Genomic DNA, 16,788 nt, shown 5'->3' on the forward strand with positions numbered 1-16,788 from the left:
CCGCCGCAGGTAACTAACTACCACTTGGCGATAAGCCCCCGCAGACAGACTCCGACACTGACCAATCAATCGGAGTCTCTCATGCCTGCCATCACTGCCCCTGCCGGAATCGTCGGCGACGACGCTATCAACCCCGCCTACTCACTGATCACAGGGCTCGTCCCCGATTGGTTCAAGGCACTGCCGGCGCACCAGTACGCGGCCTTGCGCAGTGCTACCCAGCAGCCTTTGGACTGGTATGAACAGGCATGCCTGCAGATGCCGGAGACCGTCGCGACCTTTCACGCCGAGCATGCCCATTTCCGCTGGCTCGAATCCCAGAAGCAACACGCCTTGGGGCAACTGACCACCCTTGAAGCCTTCGCCGAACCCCTGCTCAAAACAGCCATCACACAGCGTTTTGGGCTGGAGGTGGACGTTCGCCGGGCCGTCCTGTTCCACCCCAAGCTTGCGGACACGCCCTGGTCTTTCGCGAACCTGTCAAAAGACCCAGCAGTGGAGGCCGCCGCCGCCGTGCGCCGAGCCACCCAGCCCTTGCTGACCGCCGCGCTGCAAAACTTCGTGGCTGGCGACACTCAGGCTGGGGGGATGGACCTGAGACGCATGAAAGCAGTCATCTACGACCCCGCCAATGAGGACCACACGCTGGCGATCGCCCCCCATGAATTCGCCGCACTGTGCCGGGAACTGGACCTGGGCGGGCAGTACCAGAAAACCCTCGAAGCCGTGTTCAACCCCACCTCTTCGGCCGACCAAGCACCGGGTGCAGCCGCCTTCAATCAGCTCGGCCTGCTCAAACGGTGCGAAAGCTCGACGCTGAAGCTGCATGCCTGCGTGGCGTACATGAAAAAGCACATCAGTGAACGCACATACGGTTTGCTGCTGGACTTTGCGGATAACAAGCGCGTTGTGCAAAACGCCAGCCCGCTGCTGAGCCGTAACCTGCAACTGCGGGATGTCGACCTGACTGGCGTGGTGGCCATCGGCCCGTCGGACGACCAAGGCGGCCTGCACGGGCCCTTCACTGTCTACATTCCCGAAGACCCGGTGTGCCCTCTTAAGGAATACGCCTCCACGCTCGACTTCGTCAGCGACTTACGCAACCGAATGTTCAGCCGAGGCTACTTGGACTTCTTCCGTGGCCTGGTGGCCGATGAGCAAGCCGACGCCCTGTTCGCCACCCTTACCGATCGCCTCTATCCGCTGGTGTGGGCCGAGGGCGGACAACTGAAGGTTCGCCGCCCGGATCGGCAGGCCAAGCTGCACGTGCGCATGCACGACTACAGCCAGTCATTCCTGACCGAGTTCACCCTGCGCAAGGTTCGAAAACTGCAAACGGATGCGCTTTACCATGGCGTGCCCACTGCGGTGATGGACGAAAAGGCACTGGAAGCGCGCCTCGCGTATTTCGCTGGCGGGGTGCTGCAGGCACTGAACATCGGCGCCTTCTTCGTACCCGTGCTGGGCCAGGTGATGATGGTTGTCACCACCGTTCAGCTGGCCTATGAAAGTTACGAGGGTATCGAAAGCTGGAGCCGTGGCGAGCGCGAGCAGGCCTTGGGCTACCTCATGGACGTGGTCGAGAACGTTGCCTTGTTCGCCGCACTCGGCGCCGCTGGTGCCGGTGCTGGCACCACGCCCGCCCTCGAGCGTATACCGGTCGAAACCCCATCGTTCATCGAAGAGCTGCAAAGCGTTACCTTGGCCAATGGCAAGACACGCCTGATCAAGCCCGATATCACGCCCTTTGCCCATGACATCCTGTTGCCTGCTGGGCTAAAGCCTGACGAATTCGGCCTCTATCACTACCAGGGCAAGACTTGGCTGGCGCTGGAAGACCGCGTCTATTCAGTCAAGACCTCGCCAGGCAATCCACCCCAACAGCGCATTGAGCACCCAACCAAAGCCATCAGCTACGAGCCCTTGCTGCGCCATAACGAAGCCGGTGCCTGGCAGCATGAGTTCGAGCGCCCGCGCCAATGGCAGGGCCACACGCTGTTCCGACGCCTGGGGCCTTCGGCCAGCGGGTTCTCTGAAGAAACCGCCCGACGCATCCTCGCCGTCAGCGATACCCATGAATCCGTCCTGCGCCAGGTACTGACCGAAAACCAGCGCCCGCCAGCACTGCTGGAAGACACCCTGCGCCGCTTCGGGCTGGATCAGGAGGTGTCACAGGACTTGGCCGGCACAGACGCGAACACACGTATCACTGCCTTTCAAGCGCGCTACCAGACACCGCCCGTCGATCAGGCCCCCAGCACCCAGACCATTACCCGCCGCTACCCCGCGCTGCCCGTTGGTATCGCGGATGAGTTGGCGCGCCATGCCAGCCCAGCGGAGCTGGAGCAATTGCTGGCGGGCAAGGTCCCGTTGCGTCTGGCTCAAGAAATCCATACCTACCAACAGCAGGTACGCCTGGCGCGCGCCTACGAGGGGCTCTACCTCGACAATGTGAACAACCCGGACACCGACAGGCTTGTTTTGCACAGTGTGGCGCGCTTGCCTGGCTGGGCTGACGAAATCCGCATCGAGCTACGCCAAGGCAGGTTCACCGGCCCCGTGATCGATCAGGTAGGCGCGCCAGACGGGCCTGTTCGCAAAGTGCTGACTCAACACGCCGATGGCTACCACACCTACGATGGCGAAGGGCACGAACTGCATGGGCGCGACACGATCTACTCGGCCATCTTGCATGCATTGCCCGACGCGAACCGGGCAGCATTAGGCTTTCCCAATACCTGGGAGGGCCCTGCGCTCAAGCAGCGCGTGCAGCAGTTACCGTTACTGCCACGGCCCGAGTTGCGCAAGGTGCTCCACATGCAACCGGCTAAACCGGGCGCAAACTCGCCCATGCGCCTTGCTGACGGGCGAGTGGGCTACCCCTTGAGCGGCCGCGGCTCGCTCACCAGCACAGTTTTGAGGGAAGACCTGCTGTATCTGATTCGGCTGCTGGCGCTTGAGCAAGACACGCAGAGCGCCGAAGCGGTGCTGGCCGCCCTGGAGGGCGCAGGGCTGTCACGCGTGCAGATCAGCGACCGCTTGAATGAGCTGATGGCCGAGCGTGATGCCCTGGACCAGAGCCTGACCGCCTGGAGCGACGCGGCCCTTGAGCTGCCCGACCTGCACAGGCGTCTGGACAGCCGAACCCGCATTCAGGACGCGCTATGGCTGCATTGGCAGGCCACCAACCTACCGGAAATCGGCCGGGGCGCTGCCACGCTGCGCCTGGATCGCATCCTGCTGATCGACTATCCCGCACAGCTACCCGCCTTTTTCGAGCAACGCATCGTGCGCTTGCACCTGGTTGATTACCAAGGCACGGGCCTTATGAACTCACACACCCTGGGCGCGAACATCGGCCCGGAACTGCAGGCGGTAGACAACTTCCTGCAACGCTTCCGGCACCTCACATCCCTGGAAGTCAGCAGCCCTCAAGGGCTCACCTACAGCACCTTGAACCTGCAACCCCGACAGGTGTTTGCGACACTGCGCGAGCTGCGGCTACACGACACGCGCCTGGGCTTGAGTGGCGGTTATATCGCAGGGTTGAGTGACCGTTTCCCAAACCTGGAGGTGCTGGACCTGAGTGGCTGCCCGATCAACTATGTTGACGACAGGCCGCACATCGGCAATGTCCGTTTACGTTATCTCGGGCTAGACCGCACGGGCCTGGTGGATTGGCCTGCCTGGCTCAACAGTCAGTCGCTCACCACGATCGATCACCTCTCCCTGCGTGACAACGCACTGACCAGCGTGCCCGACGAACTCGCCCTTGCGCCACGAACTGCACAGCCACGTCGGCGCATATCCTTGCAAGGTAACCTGCTGTCGCGTCGAACTATCCTGACGCTGTTGGCAGATCAACCCTCCGAGGCCAGACAGTTCGACATGGCATTCGACACCCCTCCCAGCATTCAGCACAGTGTTCAGGCCTACCGGCGAGATCAACAGCAGGTGCTGGCCATCTTCGACAACTGGGCCAATGCCTCAAGCTCGTCCAACCCCCTGAGCGAACAGGCAACCGTAGCCAGAAGGCAAATCGGCGAGGCATGGCTCGCATTCATGCGCACTGACTTCCTGGGGGCCATGGGCCCGTTGCAATTAACCGACATTTCGCTGGCTAACTTTCCACCGCAATTGCCGCCTCACCTGTACGCCCGCGTGCGCGAACTACAGCTGCTGCGCATGACCGCCACCCGCGAGCAGCTCGACAGGCTCCTGGGGCACTTCACACAGTTGGAGGCACTCACCCTCGATGGCCACGTTGCACCGGCTGGCGCGCTTCCCAACTTGCTAGCGTCCTTACCGGACCTGCACCACCTGACAATCCGTATAGAGGGCGGTCAGATCGATGATCAGGCCATGGCAATGTTCGCGCGCATGCCCCAGTTAGAATCGCTCAATCTGGAAGGCAACCGCCTGGCCGCCTCTTTCGATAATGAGAACCTGCAAACCCTGAGCGATCACCTGACCCGGCTCACCTTGTCCAACACCGGCCTGCACGCGTGGCCAGCGTGGGTAGAGACCCTTCTGCCCCTGGACATTCTGGACCTCGACGATAACCAGATCGTCAACCTGCCGGACAACATCCTGTACAACCCGCGCAATGACCATGCGCACACGGAAATATCCCTGCGTGGCAACCCGCTGAGCGATTTCACGATGTCCCGCGCCCATGGTTCTGAAGCGCGCAACAGGTCCTACAGTTTTCTGATGGACCTGCCCGACGAAATTCTTCAGGAGCATTGGCGCGAGCGTCACGACTCGGACAGCGAGTCCGATGACAGCGACGATGATGACAGCGTCGGTTCCGGCGACCATGGCCATGCCCACAGCCCCGCCCTGGAACCTGAAATGGATGCCCCCGACGTCGACGACTGGCTCATGGCAAGCGTGGAGGAAAACGAAGCGCACCGCACGGTGTGGGAGACGCTGCAGCAGGGCGGCGAAGCGCCGGCATTGCTCGAACTGGTAGGCCGCCTGGCGCACACGGCCTCATACCGAACGCTGGGCACCCGCGCCGATTTCGTCGCGCGCGTCTGGCGCATTCTGGAGGTCGCCGGCAACAGCGCCGAGGAACGTGCACTGTTCAACGGCATGGCCCACGCGGGCGTCGAGCGCAATGGTCAAGGGCTATACCAGACCTGCCACGACGGCGCCTGGCTGGTGTTCAACCAGATGGAAATCAAAGTGTTCACCGAGCAGGCACTCAAGGCGCTGCCCGAGCAGTCCCGCGGTCAGGCGCTGTATCGGCTGGTACTGCGCCTCTATCGGCTGGAGGCCGTCGAAACCATCGCCCGCGAACGGGCCGGTACCCGCGACGAAGCCGAAGTGCGCATGGCCTACAAGCTGAACCTAGCGGAGGCTTTGGAACTGCCGCTGGCACCCAAAAAGATGCTCTACCAGGCCTGCGCCAACGTCAGCCCCGCAGAGCTGGATGCTGCTCGGGCGCAGGTACTTGCCGATGAAAATGGCGACCCGTTCCTGCTATTCGCCGCCCGGCAGGATGCCTGGGTCGACTACCTGCGGGAAACCTATGCAGAACGGTTCGCCTTACTTGAGCAAGACTACCAACAGCGCGTGCTGGATGCGCCAGATGAAACACGGGAGCCCGGCGGTGCCAGCCCGACCCTGGAAGCACTGGCGCCGCTGTTCGAACGCCTGAAGCTCGAATACGAACAAAAGGTCGCCCACCTGATACGCGAACTGACCATTGCCGAAAGCTACAGGTACGCTTGACGCCCCGTTGAGCGGCGCGCTGCGCCGCTCGACATCCGCTTACTTTCCGTAGCGCTCCCGGCCCCAGGCCAGCAGTGTCTCAAGCAGCGCGCGCAGCACCGCTTGGGTCGGCTGCGCAAGGTCTTCGCGGTACGCGAAGGGTTCCACCTCTTCCATGTAGGTACTCTGCGCCAGCTCCAGCTGCACAGCATGAATGTGCTCGGCCGGGTTACCGTAATGCCGGGTGATATGCCCGCCTTTGAAGCGCCCATTCAGCACATGGCTGTAACCCTGTGCCTCAGCGCACGCCCCCTGCAGCCGCTCGGCCAGCTCGGCATCGCAACTGGCGCCGTTGAAGGTGCCCAGGTTGAAGTCCGGCAGCTTGCCGTCGAACAGGTGCGGAATCAGCGAGCGGATCGAGTGGGCATCCCACAGCAAGGCGTAGCCGAACGCCTCGCGCAGGCGCGCCAGCTCGCGCTGGATCGTCTCGTGATAAGGCCGCCAGATCTGTTCCAGGTAGGCCTTGCGCTCGTCCGCGGAGGGTTCCTTGCCGTGTTTGAACAGTGGCTCACCCTCGAACAGCGTGGCCGGGTACAGCCCCGTGGTGGCCCCGGCGTACAGCGGCTTGTCGTCGTCCGGGCGGTTCAGGTCAATGACGAAGCGTGAATACTCCGCCGCCACCACGCTGGCACCCAACTCACGGGCGAAATCGTACAGGCGCGGGATATGCCAGTCGGTGTCGGGCAGGCTCTGCGCCTGGTCGACCAAGCCCTCACGCACGGCTTGAGTCAGGCCGAGCCCGGCGTGGGGCATGCTGATCAGCAGGGGCAGGCGGCCCTGGTGAAAACTCAGTACCTTGTCCATTGCGCCTCGCTCAGTTGGAAAGTTCATGGCCCCGGCGCACCACGCGCTTGGGCAGGTCGCCGCCGAGCCAATAGGCCAGGTCGGCAGGGCGTTCGATTTGCCAGGCGACGAAGTCGGCCACCTTGCCGGCTTCAAGCGAGCCGTGGCTGTCGCCCAGGCCGAGGGCCGTAGCGGCATAGGTGGTCACGCCAGCCAGCGCTTCTTCCGGGGTCATGCGGAACAGCGTGCAGCCTATGTTCAGCATCAGGCGCAGCGACAACCCTGGCGAGGTGCCGGGGTTGAGGTCACTGGCCAGGGCAATTTTCACCCCGTGGCGGCGCAAGGCCTCCATCGGGGGCAGTTGGGTCTCGCGCAGGAAGTAGAAGGCGCCCGGCAGCAGCACGGCGACAGTGCCGGCCGCGGCCATTGCAATGGCGTCTTCCTCGGTCATGAACTCCAGGTGATCGGCCGACAGCGCCTGGTAGCGCGCAGCCAAACTGGAGCCGTGCAGCGACGACAACTGTTCGGCATGCAGTTTGACCGGCAGGCCCAACTCATGCGCCTTGATGAATACCCGCTCGACCTGGGCCGGGGAGAACGCCAGGTGTTCGCAGAAGGCATCCACGGCATCCACCAGGCCCTCTGCGGCCAAGGCCGGCAGCATCTCGTCGCAGATGTGGGTGATGTAGTCGTCGGCCCGGCCAGCGTACTCCGGCGGCAGGGCGTGGGCCGCCAGGCAGGTGGCGCGCACCGCCAGCGGCAATTCGTCGGCCAGGCGCCGGGCCACGCGCAGCATCTTGCGCTCGTTGGCCAGGTCCAGGCCGTAGCCGGATTTGACCTCAAGCGTGGTCACGCCATCGCGCATCAACGCCTGAACCCGCTGGCGAGCACTGGCGAACAGCTCATCCTCGCTGGCCGCGCGGGTGGCCCGCACGGTGCTGGCGATGCCGCCGCCTTGCGCCGCGATTTCGGCATAGCTCACGCCTTGCAGGCGCTGCTCGAACTCGCCGCTGCGGTTGCCACCGAACACGGCGTGGGTGTGGCAGTCGATCAGGCCAGGGGTGACCCAGGCGTAGCCTAGGTCCACCGTACGCTCAGCCTCGACCGGCCGCAGCTCGCTGCGGGGGCCGATCCATTCGATCAGCCCGGCGCAGGTGACGATCGCCGCGTCCTCGATGATCGCGTAACGCCCGTCCACCATGGTTGCCGCATGGCAGTGCTGCCAGAGGGTTCTCATTTGCAAATCTCCTGTACTAGCGGTGCAGCTCGGCCGGCGCCTGGGCCGCCTTGCCCTGCCCTGCCCGCGGCTTGCACCACAGCAGGTAGGACGCGACCAGGAACACCACCCAGACGACACCGACCAACAACGCGGCCTGGGTATCCGGGAAGTAACCGAGCACGCCAAAGATGAACACCATGAACGCGATGGCCATGGCGGGGCCATAGGGCCAGAACGGTACCGGGAACGCGAGCTGCGCGGCTTCTTCGCGGCTCATGCTGCGGCGCATGGCGACCTGAGTGACCAGGATCATCAGCCACACCCACACAGTGGCGAAGGTGGCGATCGAAGCGATCAGCAGGAACACGTTCTCGGGGATCAGGTAGTTGAGCAACACCCCAACCAGCAGCGCCGCGCCCATGACCACCACGGTCATCCACGGCACGCCGTGCTTGGACAGCTTGCTGAAACCACGCGGGGCGTGGCCTTGCTGGGCCAGGCCATACATCATGCGGCCGGCGCCGAAGATATCGCTGTTGATGGCCGAAATCGCAGCGGAAATCACCACCACGTTCAGCACTGCCGCTGCCGAACCGATCCCCAGGTTGCTGAAGATCTGCACGAACGGGCTGCCTTCGCTGCCGATCTGCGGCCACGGGTACAGGCACATCAGCACGAACAGGGTCAGCACGTAGAACAGCAGGATGCGCAGTGGCACGGCATTGATGGCCTTGGGGATGACCCGTTGTGGGTCCTTGGCCTCACCGGCGGTCACGCCGATGATTTCGATACCGCCAAAGGCAAACATGACCACCGCGAAGGAGGCGATCAGGCCGCCGACACCGTTAGGCATGAAGCCGCCATGCTCGACCAGGTTGCTCAAGCCGACGGCATGCCCGGTGCCCACCTGGCTGAAGCCGAAGGCCATGATGCCGAGGCCGGCGAGGATCATCGCGACGATGGCGCCGACCTTGAGCAGCGACAGCCAGAATTCCATTTCGCCGAACACTTTGACGTTGCACAGGTTCAGGCCGCCAATCAGGAAGACGATGCCCAGTACCCAGATCCAGCGGGCCACTTCAGGGAACCAGAAGCCCATGTAGATACCGAAGGCGGTCACGTCGGCGATGGCGACAATGACCATCTCGAAGGCGTAGGTCCAGCCGAGGATGAAGCCGGCCATAGGGCCGAGGTAGGTCGTGGCGTAGTGCCCGAAGGAGCCGGCGACCGGGTTGTGCACGGCCATCTCGCCGAGGGCGCGCATGACCATGAACACGGCGGCGCCGCCGATCAGGTAGGCCAGCAGCACGGCGGGGCCGGCCATCTGGATGGCAGAGGCGGAACCGTAGAAAAGCCCGGTACCGATAGCGGAGCCGAGCGCCATGAAACGGATGTGCCGGGCCGATAGCCCGCGCTTGAGACCTTGAGCTTGTTGCATGTCACGTCCTAATTTTGTTTTTGTGGTCGTGAGATCGAGGGGGCTGCGTTGCAGCCCTTTCGCAGCGCAAGGCTGCTCCTACAGGGAAAGCGTTGCCGTTGTAGGAGCAGCCTTGTGCTGCGAATGGGCCGCAACGCGGCCCCAAAGGCATTACAGGCTAGGCAGAACCCCAGCCGGCAACAGCCCGGTCAGACTGCCCTTGGCCAGCAGTTCGACAGCCTTCTCGATATCCGGCGCAAAGAACCGGTCGCGGTCGTAGTGCGGCACTTCGCTGCGCAGCGCCTGACGCGCCTGCTCCAGCTTGGCGGAGGTCTTCAGCCCTTTGCGCAGGTCCAGGCCCTGGCAAGCGCCCAGCCATTCGATGGCCAGCACGCCACGGGTGTTCTCGGCCATTTCCCACAGGCGCTTGCCCGCCGCCGGGGCCATCGATACGTGGTCTTCCTGGTTGGCCGAGGTGGGCAGGCTGTCGACGCTGTGCGGGTGCGACAGCGCCTTGTTCTCGCTGGCCAGCGCAGCAGCGGTGACCTGGGCGATCATGAAGCCGGAGTTGACCCCACCGTTTTCCACCAGGAACGGCGGCAGTTGGGACATGTGTTTGTCCATCATCAGCGAAATGCGGCGCTCGCTCAGCGAGCCGATTTCGGCGATGGCCAGGGCCAGGTTGTCAGCGGCCATGGCCACCGGCTCTGCGTGGAAGTTACCGCCCGAGATCACGTCACCTTCGGCAGCGAACACCAGCGGGTTGTCGGACACGGCGTTGGCTTCGATGCCCAGCACTTCGGCAGCCTGGCGCAGCTGGGTCAGGCAAGCGCCCATGACCTGTGGCTGGCAGCGCAGCGAGTACGGGTCTTGGACCTTGTCGCAGTTCTTGTGCGATTGCGAGACTTCGCTGGTTTCACCCAGCAGGTCGCGGAAGCACGCGGCGGTGTCGATCTGGCCACGCTGGCCACGCACGGCATGTACCCGTGCATCGAACGGCGAACGCGAGCCCAGCGCCGCTTCCACGGTGAGGCCACCGCAGGCAATGGCGGCGGCATACAGGTCTTCGGCGTAGAACAGCCCGCGCAAGGCGTAGGCCGAGGACGCCTGGGTGCCGTTGAGCAGGGCCAAGCCCTCTTTGGCGGCCAGGGTCAGAGGTTCCAGGCCAGCAACGGCCAGGGCTTCGGTGGCCGACAGCCACTGGCCCTTGTAGCGCGCCTTGCCTTCCCCGAGCAGCACCAGCGACATGTGCGCCAGCGGTGCCAGGTCGCCGGAAGCACCGACCGAGCCTTTGAGCGGGATGTGTGGGTAGACTTCGGCGTTGACCAAGGCGATCAGGGCATCGATCACCTTGCGGCGGATGCCGGAGAAACCACGGCTGAGGCTGTTGATCTTGAGCACCATGATCAAGCGCACCAGGTCGTCGTCCAACGGCGCGCCGATGCCGGCGGCGTGGGACAGCACCAGCGAGCGCTGCAGGTTTTCCAGGTCATGGCTGGCAATGCGGGTCGAGGCCAGCAGGCCGAAACCGGTGTTGATGCCGTAGGCGGTGCGGTCTTCGGCAAGAATCTGTTCGACGCAGGCAACGCTGTCGTTGATCGGCTGGTCGGCGCTGGCATCCAGGCGCAGGCGCACGGGTGCGGCGTGGATCGCGCGCAGCTGGGCCAGGGTCAGGGTGCCAGGCTTGAGGGTCAGTTCGGTCACTTCGCTACTCCATTCTGTCGGGGCCCGCAGGCCCCTTCTTGTTGTTCAGTATCTCTCAAAGTGCAGCGATCAGCCCGTGATCATTGGCAGGTCGAGGCCTTGCTCTTTGGCGCAATCGACGGCGATGTCGTAGCCGGCATCGGCATGGCGCATAACGCCGGTGCCTGGGTCGTTGGTCAGCACGCGGGCGATGCGCTCGGCGGCTTCATCGGTACCGTCGCAGACGATGACCATGCCGGAGTGCTGCGAGAAGCCCATGCCTACGCCGCCGCCGTGGTGCAGCGACACCCAGGTGGCGCCGCTGGCGGTGTTGAGCAGGGCATTGAGCAACGGCCAGTCGGAGACGGCGTCGGAGCCGTCACGCATGGCTTCGGTTTCGCGGTTGGGGCTCGATACCGAACCGGAGTCCAGGTGGTCGCGGCCAATCACGATCGGCGCCGACAGCTCGCCGCTGCGCACCATTTCGTTGAACGCCAGGCCCAGCTTGGCGCGCAGGCCCAGGCCGACCCAGCAGATACGCGCTGGCAGGCCTTGGAAGCTGATGCGCTCGCGGGCCATGTCCAGCCAGCGGTGCAGGTGGGCGTCGTCGGGGATCAGTTCTTTGACCTTGGCGTCGGTCTTGTAGATGTCATCGGCTTCGCCAGACAGCGCGGCCCAGCGGAACGGGCCTACGCCGCGGCAGAACAGCGGGCGAATGTAGGCCGGTACGAAGCCTGGGAAATCAAAGGCGTTGGCCACGCCCTCTTCCTTGGCCATCTGGCGAATGTTGTTGCCGTAGTCGAAGGTCGGGATGCCCTGCTTCTGGAAATCGAGCATGGCCTGTACGTGCACAGCCATGGACTGCTTGGCAGCCTTGACCACCGCAGCCGGTTCGGTCTGCGCGCGGTCGCGGTACTGCTCCCAGGTCCAGCCGGCCGGCAGGTAGCCGTTGAGCGGGTCGTGGGCGCTGGTCTGGTCGGTGACCATGTCCGGGCGCACGCCACGCTTGACCAGCTCAGGCAGGATTTCAGCGGCGTTACCGTGCAAGGCGATAGAGATGGCCTTGCCTTCGGCGGTGTACTTGGCGATGCGCGCCAGGGCGTCGTCGAGGTCGTTGGCCTGCTCGTCGACGTAGCGGGTTTCCAGACGGAAATCGATACGGCTCTGCTGGCATTCGATGTTCAGCGAGCACGCGCCGGCCAGGGTCGCGGCCAGTGGCTGGGCGCCGCCCATGCCGCCGAGGCCTGCGGTCAGTACCCACTTGCCTTTCAGGCTGCCACCGTAGTGCTGGCGGCCGGCCTCGACGAAGGTTTCGTAGGTGCCCTGGACGATGCCCTGGCTGCCGATGTAGATCCAGCTGCCGGCGGTCATCTGGCCGTACATGGCCAGGCCCTTGGCATCCAGTTCGTTGAAGTGTTCCCAGTTAGCCCAGTGCGGTACCAGGTTGGAGTTGGCGATCAGCACGCGGGGGGCGTTGCTGTGGGTCTTGAATACGCCGACCGGCTTGCCCGACTGCACCAGCAGGGTTTCGTCGTCTTCCAGGCGGGTCAGGGTCTCGACGATCTTGTCGTAGCAGGCCCAGTTGCGGGCAGCGCGACCAATACCACCGTAGACCACCAGTTCTTTCGGGTTTTCGGCGACCTGCGGATCGAGGTTGTTCATCAGCATGCGCAGTGGCGCTTCGGTCAGCCAGCTTTTGGCGGTCAGCTTGTTGCCACGTGGGGCACGGATTTCAACGTCACGGTATTTGTTGTTGTCGGTCACGGGAAGGGTCCTCTGCGGTCGTCCGCGGGCAGGTGTGTCGTGGTCAATATACAAACACACCTTTACTTGTATGTACAAGCATGGACAACCAAAATATTTGGACCTGTTCGCTCCTGGCTTGAGTGGTGCGGTGGTGCATAGACCGAGCGCCGCCCGCGCGGCGCATCGCGAGCAACGCTCGCTCCTACGTTTGTTTCGGGCCAATTATTCCTGGGGCAAACGCGCGCGACCGCCTTGTTTGTTCGACGCGATATCGCGCCATGCGCAAAGGCGATCGCGTGCGTCTGTTACAGGTGTTACTGGCCAAAAACAAACGTAGGAGCGAGCGTTGCTCGCGATGCGCCGCGCGGGCGGCGCTCGATCTCACAGGCGCCAAAAATCTACTGGCGAGCCCTCAGCGCGCTGTCAGCTCGATCAAGCAAAAACGCCCCTGAACCTCCAGCCCCAGCAACTCATCGTTACCCTCAAGCCGCAGGCAGTCATACAACCCCAGCCGCTGCATCTCACGCCCCGCCATTGCCACTTCGACCTGGCTACTGGCCGCAAACAACAACAGCGTCGACGCCGAGCTGAACAGCCGGTGGGTACCATCGAGCCACTGCAACCGCGCCCGATACCGCTGCGGCGAATAGATCAGGTTGAAATCACGAATCGCCCCACCTAGCAGCTTGCAACTGACCTGGCTCTCGCCAGCAAACGCAAAGGCATCGAACGACAACAGCGGCCGACTGGCCTGGCCATCGACCAACAGGCGCATGCCATCGCCCTGCAGCACGGTGATGATCCGCTGGTAACCGGTGAACGACGAGAACCCGCCTGACTCTTCGATATCGGCAATCGACAGACGCCAGCCGAACCCGTCGAGGCCCTCGCCACTGTCGCGGGTGATTTCCTCGGTAAAGCCACCGCCGTTCTTCCACGGCATGCGCGGGTACCCCTGCGCACGCAACACCTGCATCTGGCTCATTTGCTGAAACGTCCTTCAAGGCGATGACGGGAACCGGGGTGGATCAACCGCGCAGCGGTGACCGGCTGGCGACCGGACCAGGTGCGGCGGCGAATCAGCAGGCATGGCTCGCCCCGCTCGATCTGCAGCAGCTGGCACTCGTGCGGCTCGGCCAGGATCGCCTCGACCACGTGTTCACCCTCGGTCAACGGCGCGACCTGGGACAAATAGGCGTAAGGCGTCTGCCGGGTGAAATCCTGCTTGAGGTAATCAGGGGCGATCGCTGCGTTGACGTAGCGGTCCTCGATTTGCACCGGGATGCCATTTTCGTAATGCACGATCAGCGAATGGAACACCCGCTGGCCTTCGCGCATGTCCAGCGCCAGTGCGCGCTCGGAGCCGGCCGCTTCTTCGGTAAGGGTGATCACCTGGCAGCTATGCTGGTGGCCACGCCCGGCAATTTCGTCGGCGATGTTGTTGACCTCGAACAGCGCCGAGCGGCTCTTGGGCTCGGCGACGAACGTGCCGACCCCTTGCATGCGCACCAGCAAACCGTCGGCCGTGAGCTCACGCAGGGCGCGGTTGATGGTCATGCGGCTGAAGCCCAATTGGCTGACCAGTTCGCTTTCCGAAGGGACCCGGTGATGAGGCGGCCAGCTGCCGTTGTCGATGTGCTGGATGATCATCTGTTTGACCCGCGCGTACAGCGGCGCCGGGCCCTCGCCCATCTGGGCAACCAGCGCGGAGACAGGAGGTGTCGGCACGGCGTTGGATCCTTGTGCGATTGAATGAGCGGTAGCTTGCCGCAGTTTACCCGGCAGGCAAACGCCTGTATATGTATATACAAGTTAACAATAACAGGATTTCACCGATGTCCGCCTACTTCGCCGAACGTGCCCTGCTGCCCAATGGGTGGGCCAGCAATGTCCGAATCGAGGTCGCCAGTGATGGCAACGTGGCCCGTATCGAGCCCGATGCTTCGGCCGAAGGCGCCGAACGGCTGGCCGGCCCGCTGCTGCCGGGCATGCCCAACCTGCATTCCCATGCGTTTCAACGTGCCATGGCAGGGCTGGCGGAAGTGGCGGGCAACCCCAACGACAGCTTCTGGACCTGGCGTGACCTGATGTACCGCCTGGTGGGCCAGATCACCCCGGAGCAACTGCAGGTCATCGCCCGCCAGCTGTATATCGAGATGCTCAAGGCCGGCTACACCTCGGTGGCCGAATTCCATTACGTGCACCACGACCAGGCTGGCAAGGCCTACGCGGACCCTGCCGAACTGTCCCGGCGCATCAGCGCGGCGGCAGCCAGCAGCGGCATTGGCCTGACCCTGCTGCCGGTGCTCTACAGCCACGCCGGTTTCGGCGGCCAGGCTCCGAACGAAGGGCAACGGCGGTTCATCAACTCCACCGAGCAGTACCTGCGCCTGCAGGCACAACTCGCCCCGCTGCTGGCCGCGCAGCCCGCACAGCAACTGGGCCTGTGCTTCCACTCGCTACGGGCGGTCACGCCAGGGCAGATCGCCCATGTGCTGGAGGCTGGCAGCCCGCACAGTCCGGTGCATATCCACATTGCCGAACAACAGAAGGAAGTCGACGACTGCCTGGCCTGGAGCGGCCGCCGCCCGCTGCAGTGGCTGTACGAACATGTCGACGTGAACGCGCGCTGGTGCCTGGTGCATGCCACCCATGCCGAAGCCGATGAAGTTACCGCCATGGCCCGCAGTGGCGCCGTGGCAGGCCTGTGCCTGACCACCGAGGCCAACCTGGGCGACGGTCTCTTCCCGGCGGTGGATTACCTGGCACAAGGTGGGCGCATGGGCATTGGCTCGGACAGCCATGTGTCGCTCAGCGTGGTGGAGGAGCTGCGGTGGCTGGAGTATGGCCAGCGGCTACGCGATCAACGGCGCAACCGGTTGTACCGCAGCGACCAACCGATGGTCGGCCGCACGCTGTATGACGCGGCATTGAGCGGTGGCGCCCAGGCGCTTGGGCAAGCGGTCGGCGAGTTGGCAGTGGGCAAGCGAGCCGACTGGCTGGTGCTCGACGGGCAGGACCCGTACATCGCTACGGCAAAGGACGATGCGATTCTCAACCGCTGGCTGTTCGCGGGCGGCGATCGCCAGGTGCGCGATGTGATGGTCAACGGGCAATGGGTGGTACGCCAGGGGCGCCATGCGCAGGAAGAGGAAAGCGCGCGGGCGTTCGTCGAGGTTCTGCGTCAACTGCTGAATTGAGGGTAGGCGCAGCCTTGTGCTGCGCCTACCCACACAGCGTGAATGGCATCAATGAGACTTGACGATCTGCTGGTCAGCCGTGCGCCAGATCAGCCGGCTGGTGTCATACCCCTGCTGCCGTGCCTTGGCCAGCAAGCTTTCGCGCTGCCAGGCTGGCAGGCTCGGTGTACGGGACAGGATCCACAGGTATTTGCGGTCCGGGCTGCCGACGATCGCCGTGTGGTAGCGGTCGTCCACGTACAGAATCCAGTACTCGCCTCTCGCCACACCCGGCACCAGGCGCGTGAACCAGTTATCGAACTCGACCCACAGCTTGTCGGTATGCCCCGGCTCCTGGATGTTGGCATGCCCCTCGGCGCGCAGCCATTCGTCACCGATCGTGCGGCAGCGATTGAGCACGCCAAACGTGCCGTCCTGCTTCAGGTTGTAATGCGCCTCGGACTGCTCGCAGCCCTCCTGGTAACGCATCGGCAGGCGCGCCAGCTCGTACCATTTGCCCTGGTAACGCTTGAGGTCGACATTGCCAGCGGTTTTCGGCGCCAGCGGGTCATGCGCAGACGTGGCGCAGCCGCCCAGCAGCATCACCAGGCACAACCCCAGCAGCATGTGGACACGCCTCATTTGAGGCCCTGCCCTGAATACATCAGTACTTTGTCGGCCGCGTATTGCACGCTGATAAAGCTCTTCTCATCCCCCCAGGTACAGCTGCTCATGCCCAGTGCGCCAGAGCACTCGGTGGGCGTGCCGAGCAGTTGCTCGACCTCGGCCTTGTTCATACCGGCCTTGAGCTTGGAATAGTTTTCCTGGTTGATCTTGCTGCACGCGGTCAGAACGACGCACAGGGACAACAGGGCGAGGGAACGCAACGACATGAAGGACACTCCTGAACAGGGGATACAGGCGAGTGGCCTGCAGTGACCTTCGACGGGAAAATCCCTCCCTGGTTCCCTGCCCTCCCCCCT

At 63.7% G+C, this 16,788-nt stretch carries 11 protein-coding genes; 2 read left to right on the forward strand and 9 right to left on the reverse strand.

What is annotated here, in order from left to right; all coding sequences use genetic code 11:
- Positions 1-81: 81 nt before the first annotated feature.
- Positions 82-5,739 carry an NEL-type E3 ubiquitin ligase domain-containing protein gene (locus ACMCNM_RS25910; protein ID WP_412765667.1) on the forward strand — a complete coding sequence of 1,886 codons (5,658 nt, stop codon included), beginning with the start codon at positions 82-84 and terminating at the stop codon, positions 5,737-5,739.
- 39 nt (positions 5,740-5,778) lie between these two features.
- Here ACMCNM_RS25910 and hutG read toward each other — a convergent pair whose 3' ends face one another.
- The 7 genes from hutG to hutC form a co-directional block, all read right to left on the reverse strand.
- Positions 5,779-6,582, reverse strand: a complete 804-nt coding sequence (gene hutG, locus ACMCNM_RS25915) for an N-formylglutamate deformylase (protein ID WP_099455569.1) — start codon at positions 6,580-6,582, stop codon at positions 5,779-5,781.
- A gap of 10 nt (positions 6,583-6,592) precedes the next feature.
- A complete protein-coding gene (hutI, locus tag ACMCNM_RS25920) occupies positions 6,593-7,798 on the reverse strand; it encodes an imidazolonepropionase (protein WP_412765668.1) in 1,206 nt (401 codons plus the stop codon).
- Positions 7,799-7,814: 16 nt separating this feature from the next.
- On the reverse strand, positions 7,815-9,218 hold the full coding sequence (locus tag ACMCNM_RS25925) for an amino acid permease (protein WP_027592397.1): 1,404 nt from the start codon (positions 9,216-9,218) through the stop codon (positions 7,815-7,817).
- A 150-nt stretch (positions 9,219-9,368) separates the two neighbouring features.
- Positions 9,369-10,901, reverse strand: coding sequence for a histidine ammonia-lyase (hutH, locus tag ACMCNM_RS25930; RefSeq protein WP_027592396.1), 1,533 nt, complete (start codon positions 10,899-10,901; stop codon positions 9,369-9,371).
- 69 nt (positions 10,902-10,970) lie between these two features.
- Positions 10,971-12,644, reverse strand: coding sequence for a urocanate hydratase (hutU, locus tag ACMCNM_RS25935; RefSeq protein WP_027592395.1), 1,674 nt, complete (start codon positions 12,642-12,644; stop codon positions 10,971-10,973).
- Positions 12,645-13,038: 394 nt separating this feature from the next.
- Positions 13,039-13,611 carry a HutD family protein gene (locus ACMCNM_RS25940; RefSeq protein ID WP_412765669.1) on the reverse strand — a complete coding sequence of 191 codons (573 nt, stop codon included), beginning with the start codon at positions 13,609-13,611 and terminating at the stop codon, positions 13,039-13,041.
- On the reverse strand, positions 13,608-14,318 hold the full coding sequence (gene hutC / locus ACMCNM_RS25945) for a histidine utilization repressor (RefSeq protein WP_412765964.1): 711 nt from the start codon (positions 14,316-14,318) through the stop codon (positions 13,608-13,610). The genes ACMCNM_RS25940 and hutC overlap by 4 nt, the downstream gene beginning before the upstream one ends.
- Before the next feature lie 143 nt (positions 14,319-14,461).
- Here hutC and ACMCNM_RS25950 point away from each other — a divergent pair, with 143 nt between their 5' ends.
- Positions 14,462-15,826 carry a formimidoylglutamate deiminase gene (locus ACMCNM_RS25950; protein WP_412765670.1) on the forward strand — a complete coding sequence of 455 codons (1,365 nt, stop codon included), beginning with the start codon at positions 14,462-14,464 and terminating at the stop codon, positions 15,824-15,826.
- Positions 15,827-15,874: 48 nt separating this feature from the next.
- On the opposite strand, the gene ACMCNM_RS25955 is transcribed toward ACMCNM_RS25950, so the two are convergent.
- Positions 15,875-16,447: a lipocalin family protein gene (locus ACMCNM_RS25955; RefSeq protein ID WP_412765671.1), complete on the reverse strand. Its 573-nt coding sequence runs from the start codon at positions 16,445-16,447 to the stop codon at positions 15,875-15,877.
- Complete coding sequence (gene bamE, locus ACMCNM_RS25960) at positions 16,444-16,698, reverse strand: outer membrane protein assembly factor BamE (protein WP_079230016.1); 255 nt, start codon at positions 16,696-16,698, stop codon at positions 16,444-16,446. Before bamE ends, ACMCNM_RS25955 begins: the two co-directional genes overlap by 4 nt.
- Between the last annotated feature and the right edge of the window lie 90 nt (positions 16,699-16,788).

Origin of the sequence: Pseudomonas sp. NGC7, from assembly GCF_047159675.1 — a bacterium.
Taxonomy (GTDB): Bacteria; Pseudomonadota; Gammaproteobacteria; order Pseudomonadales; family Pseudomonadaceae; genus Aquipseudomonas; species Aquipseudomonas kermanshahensis.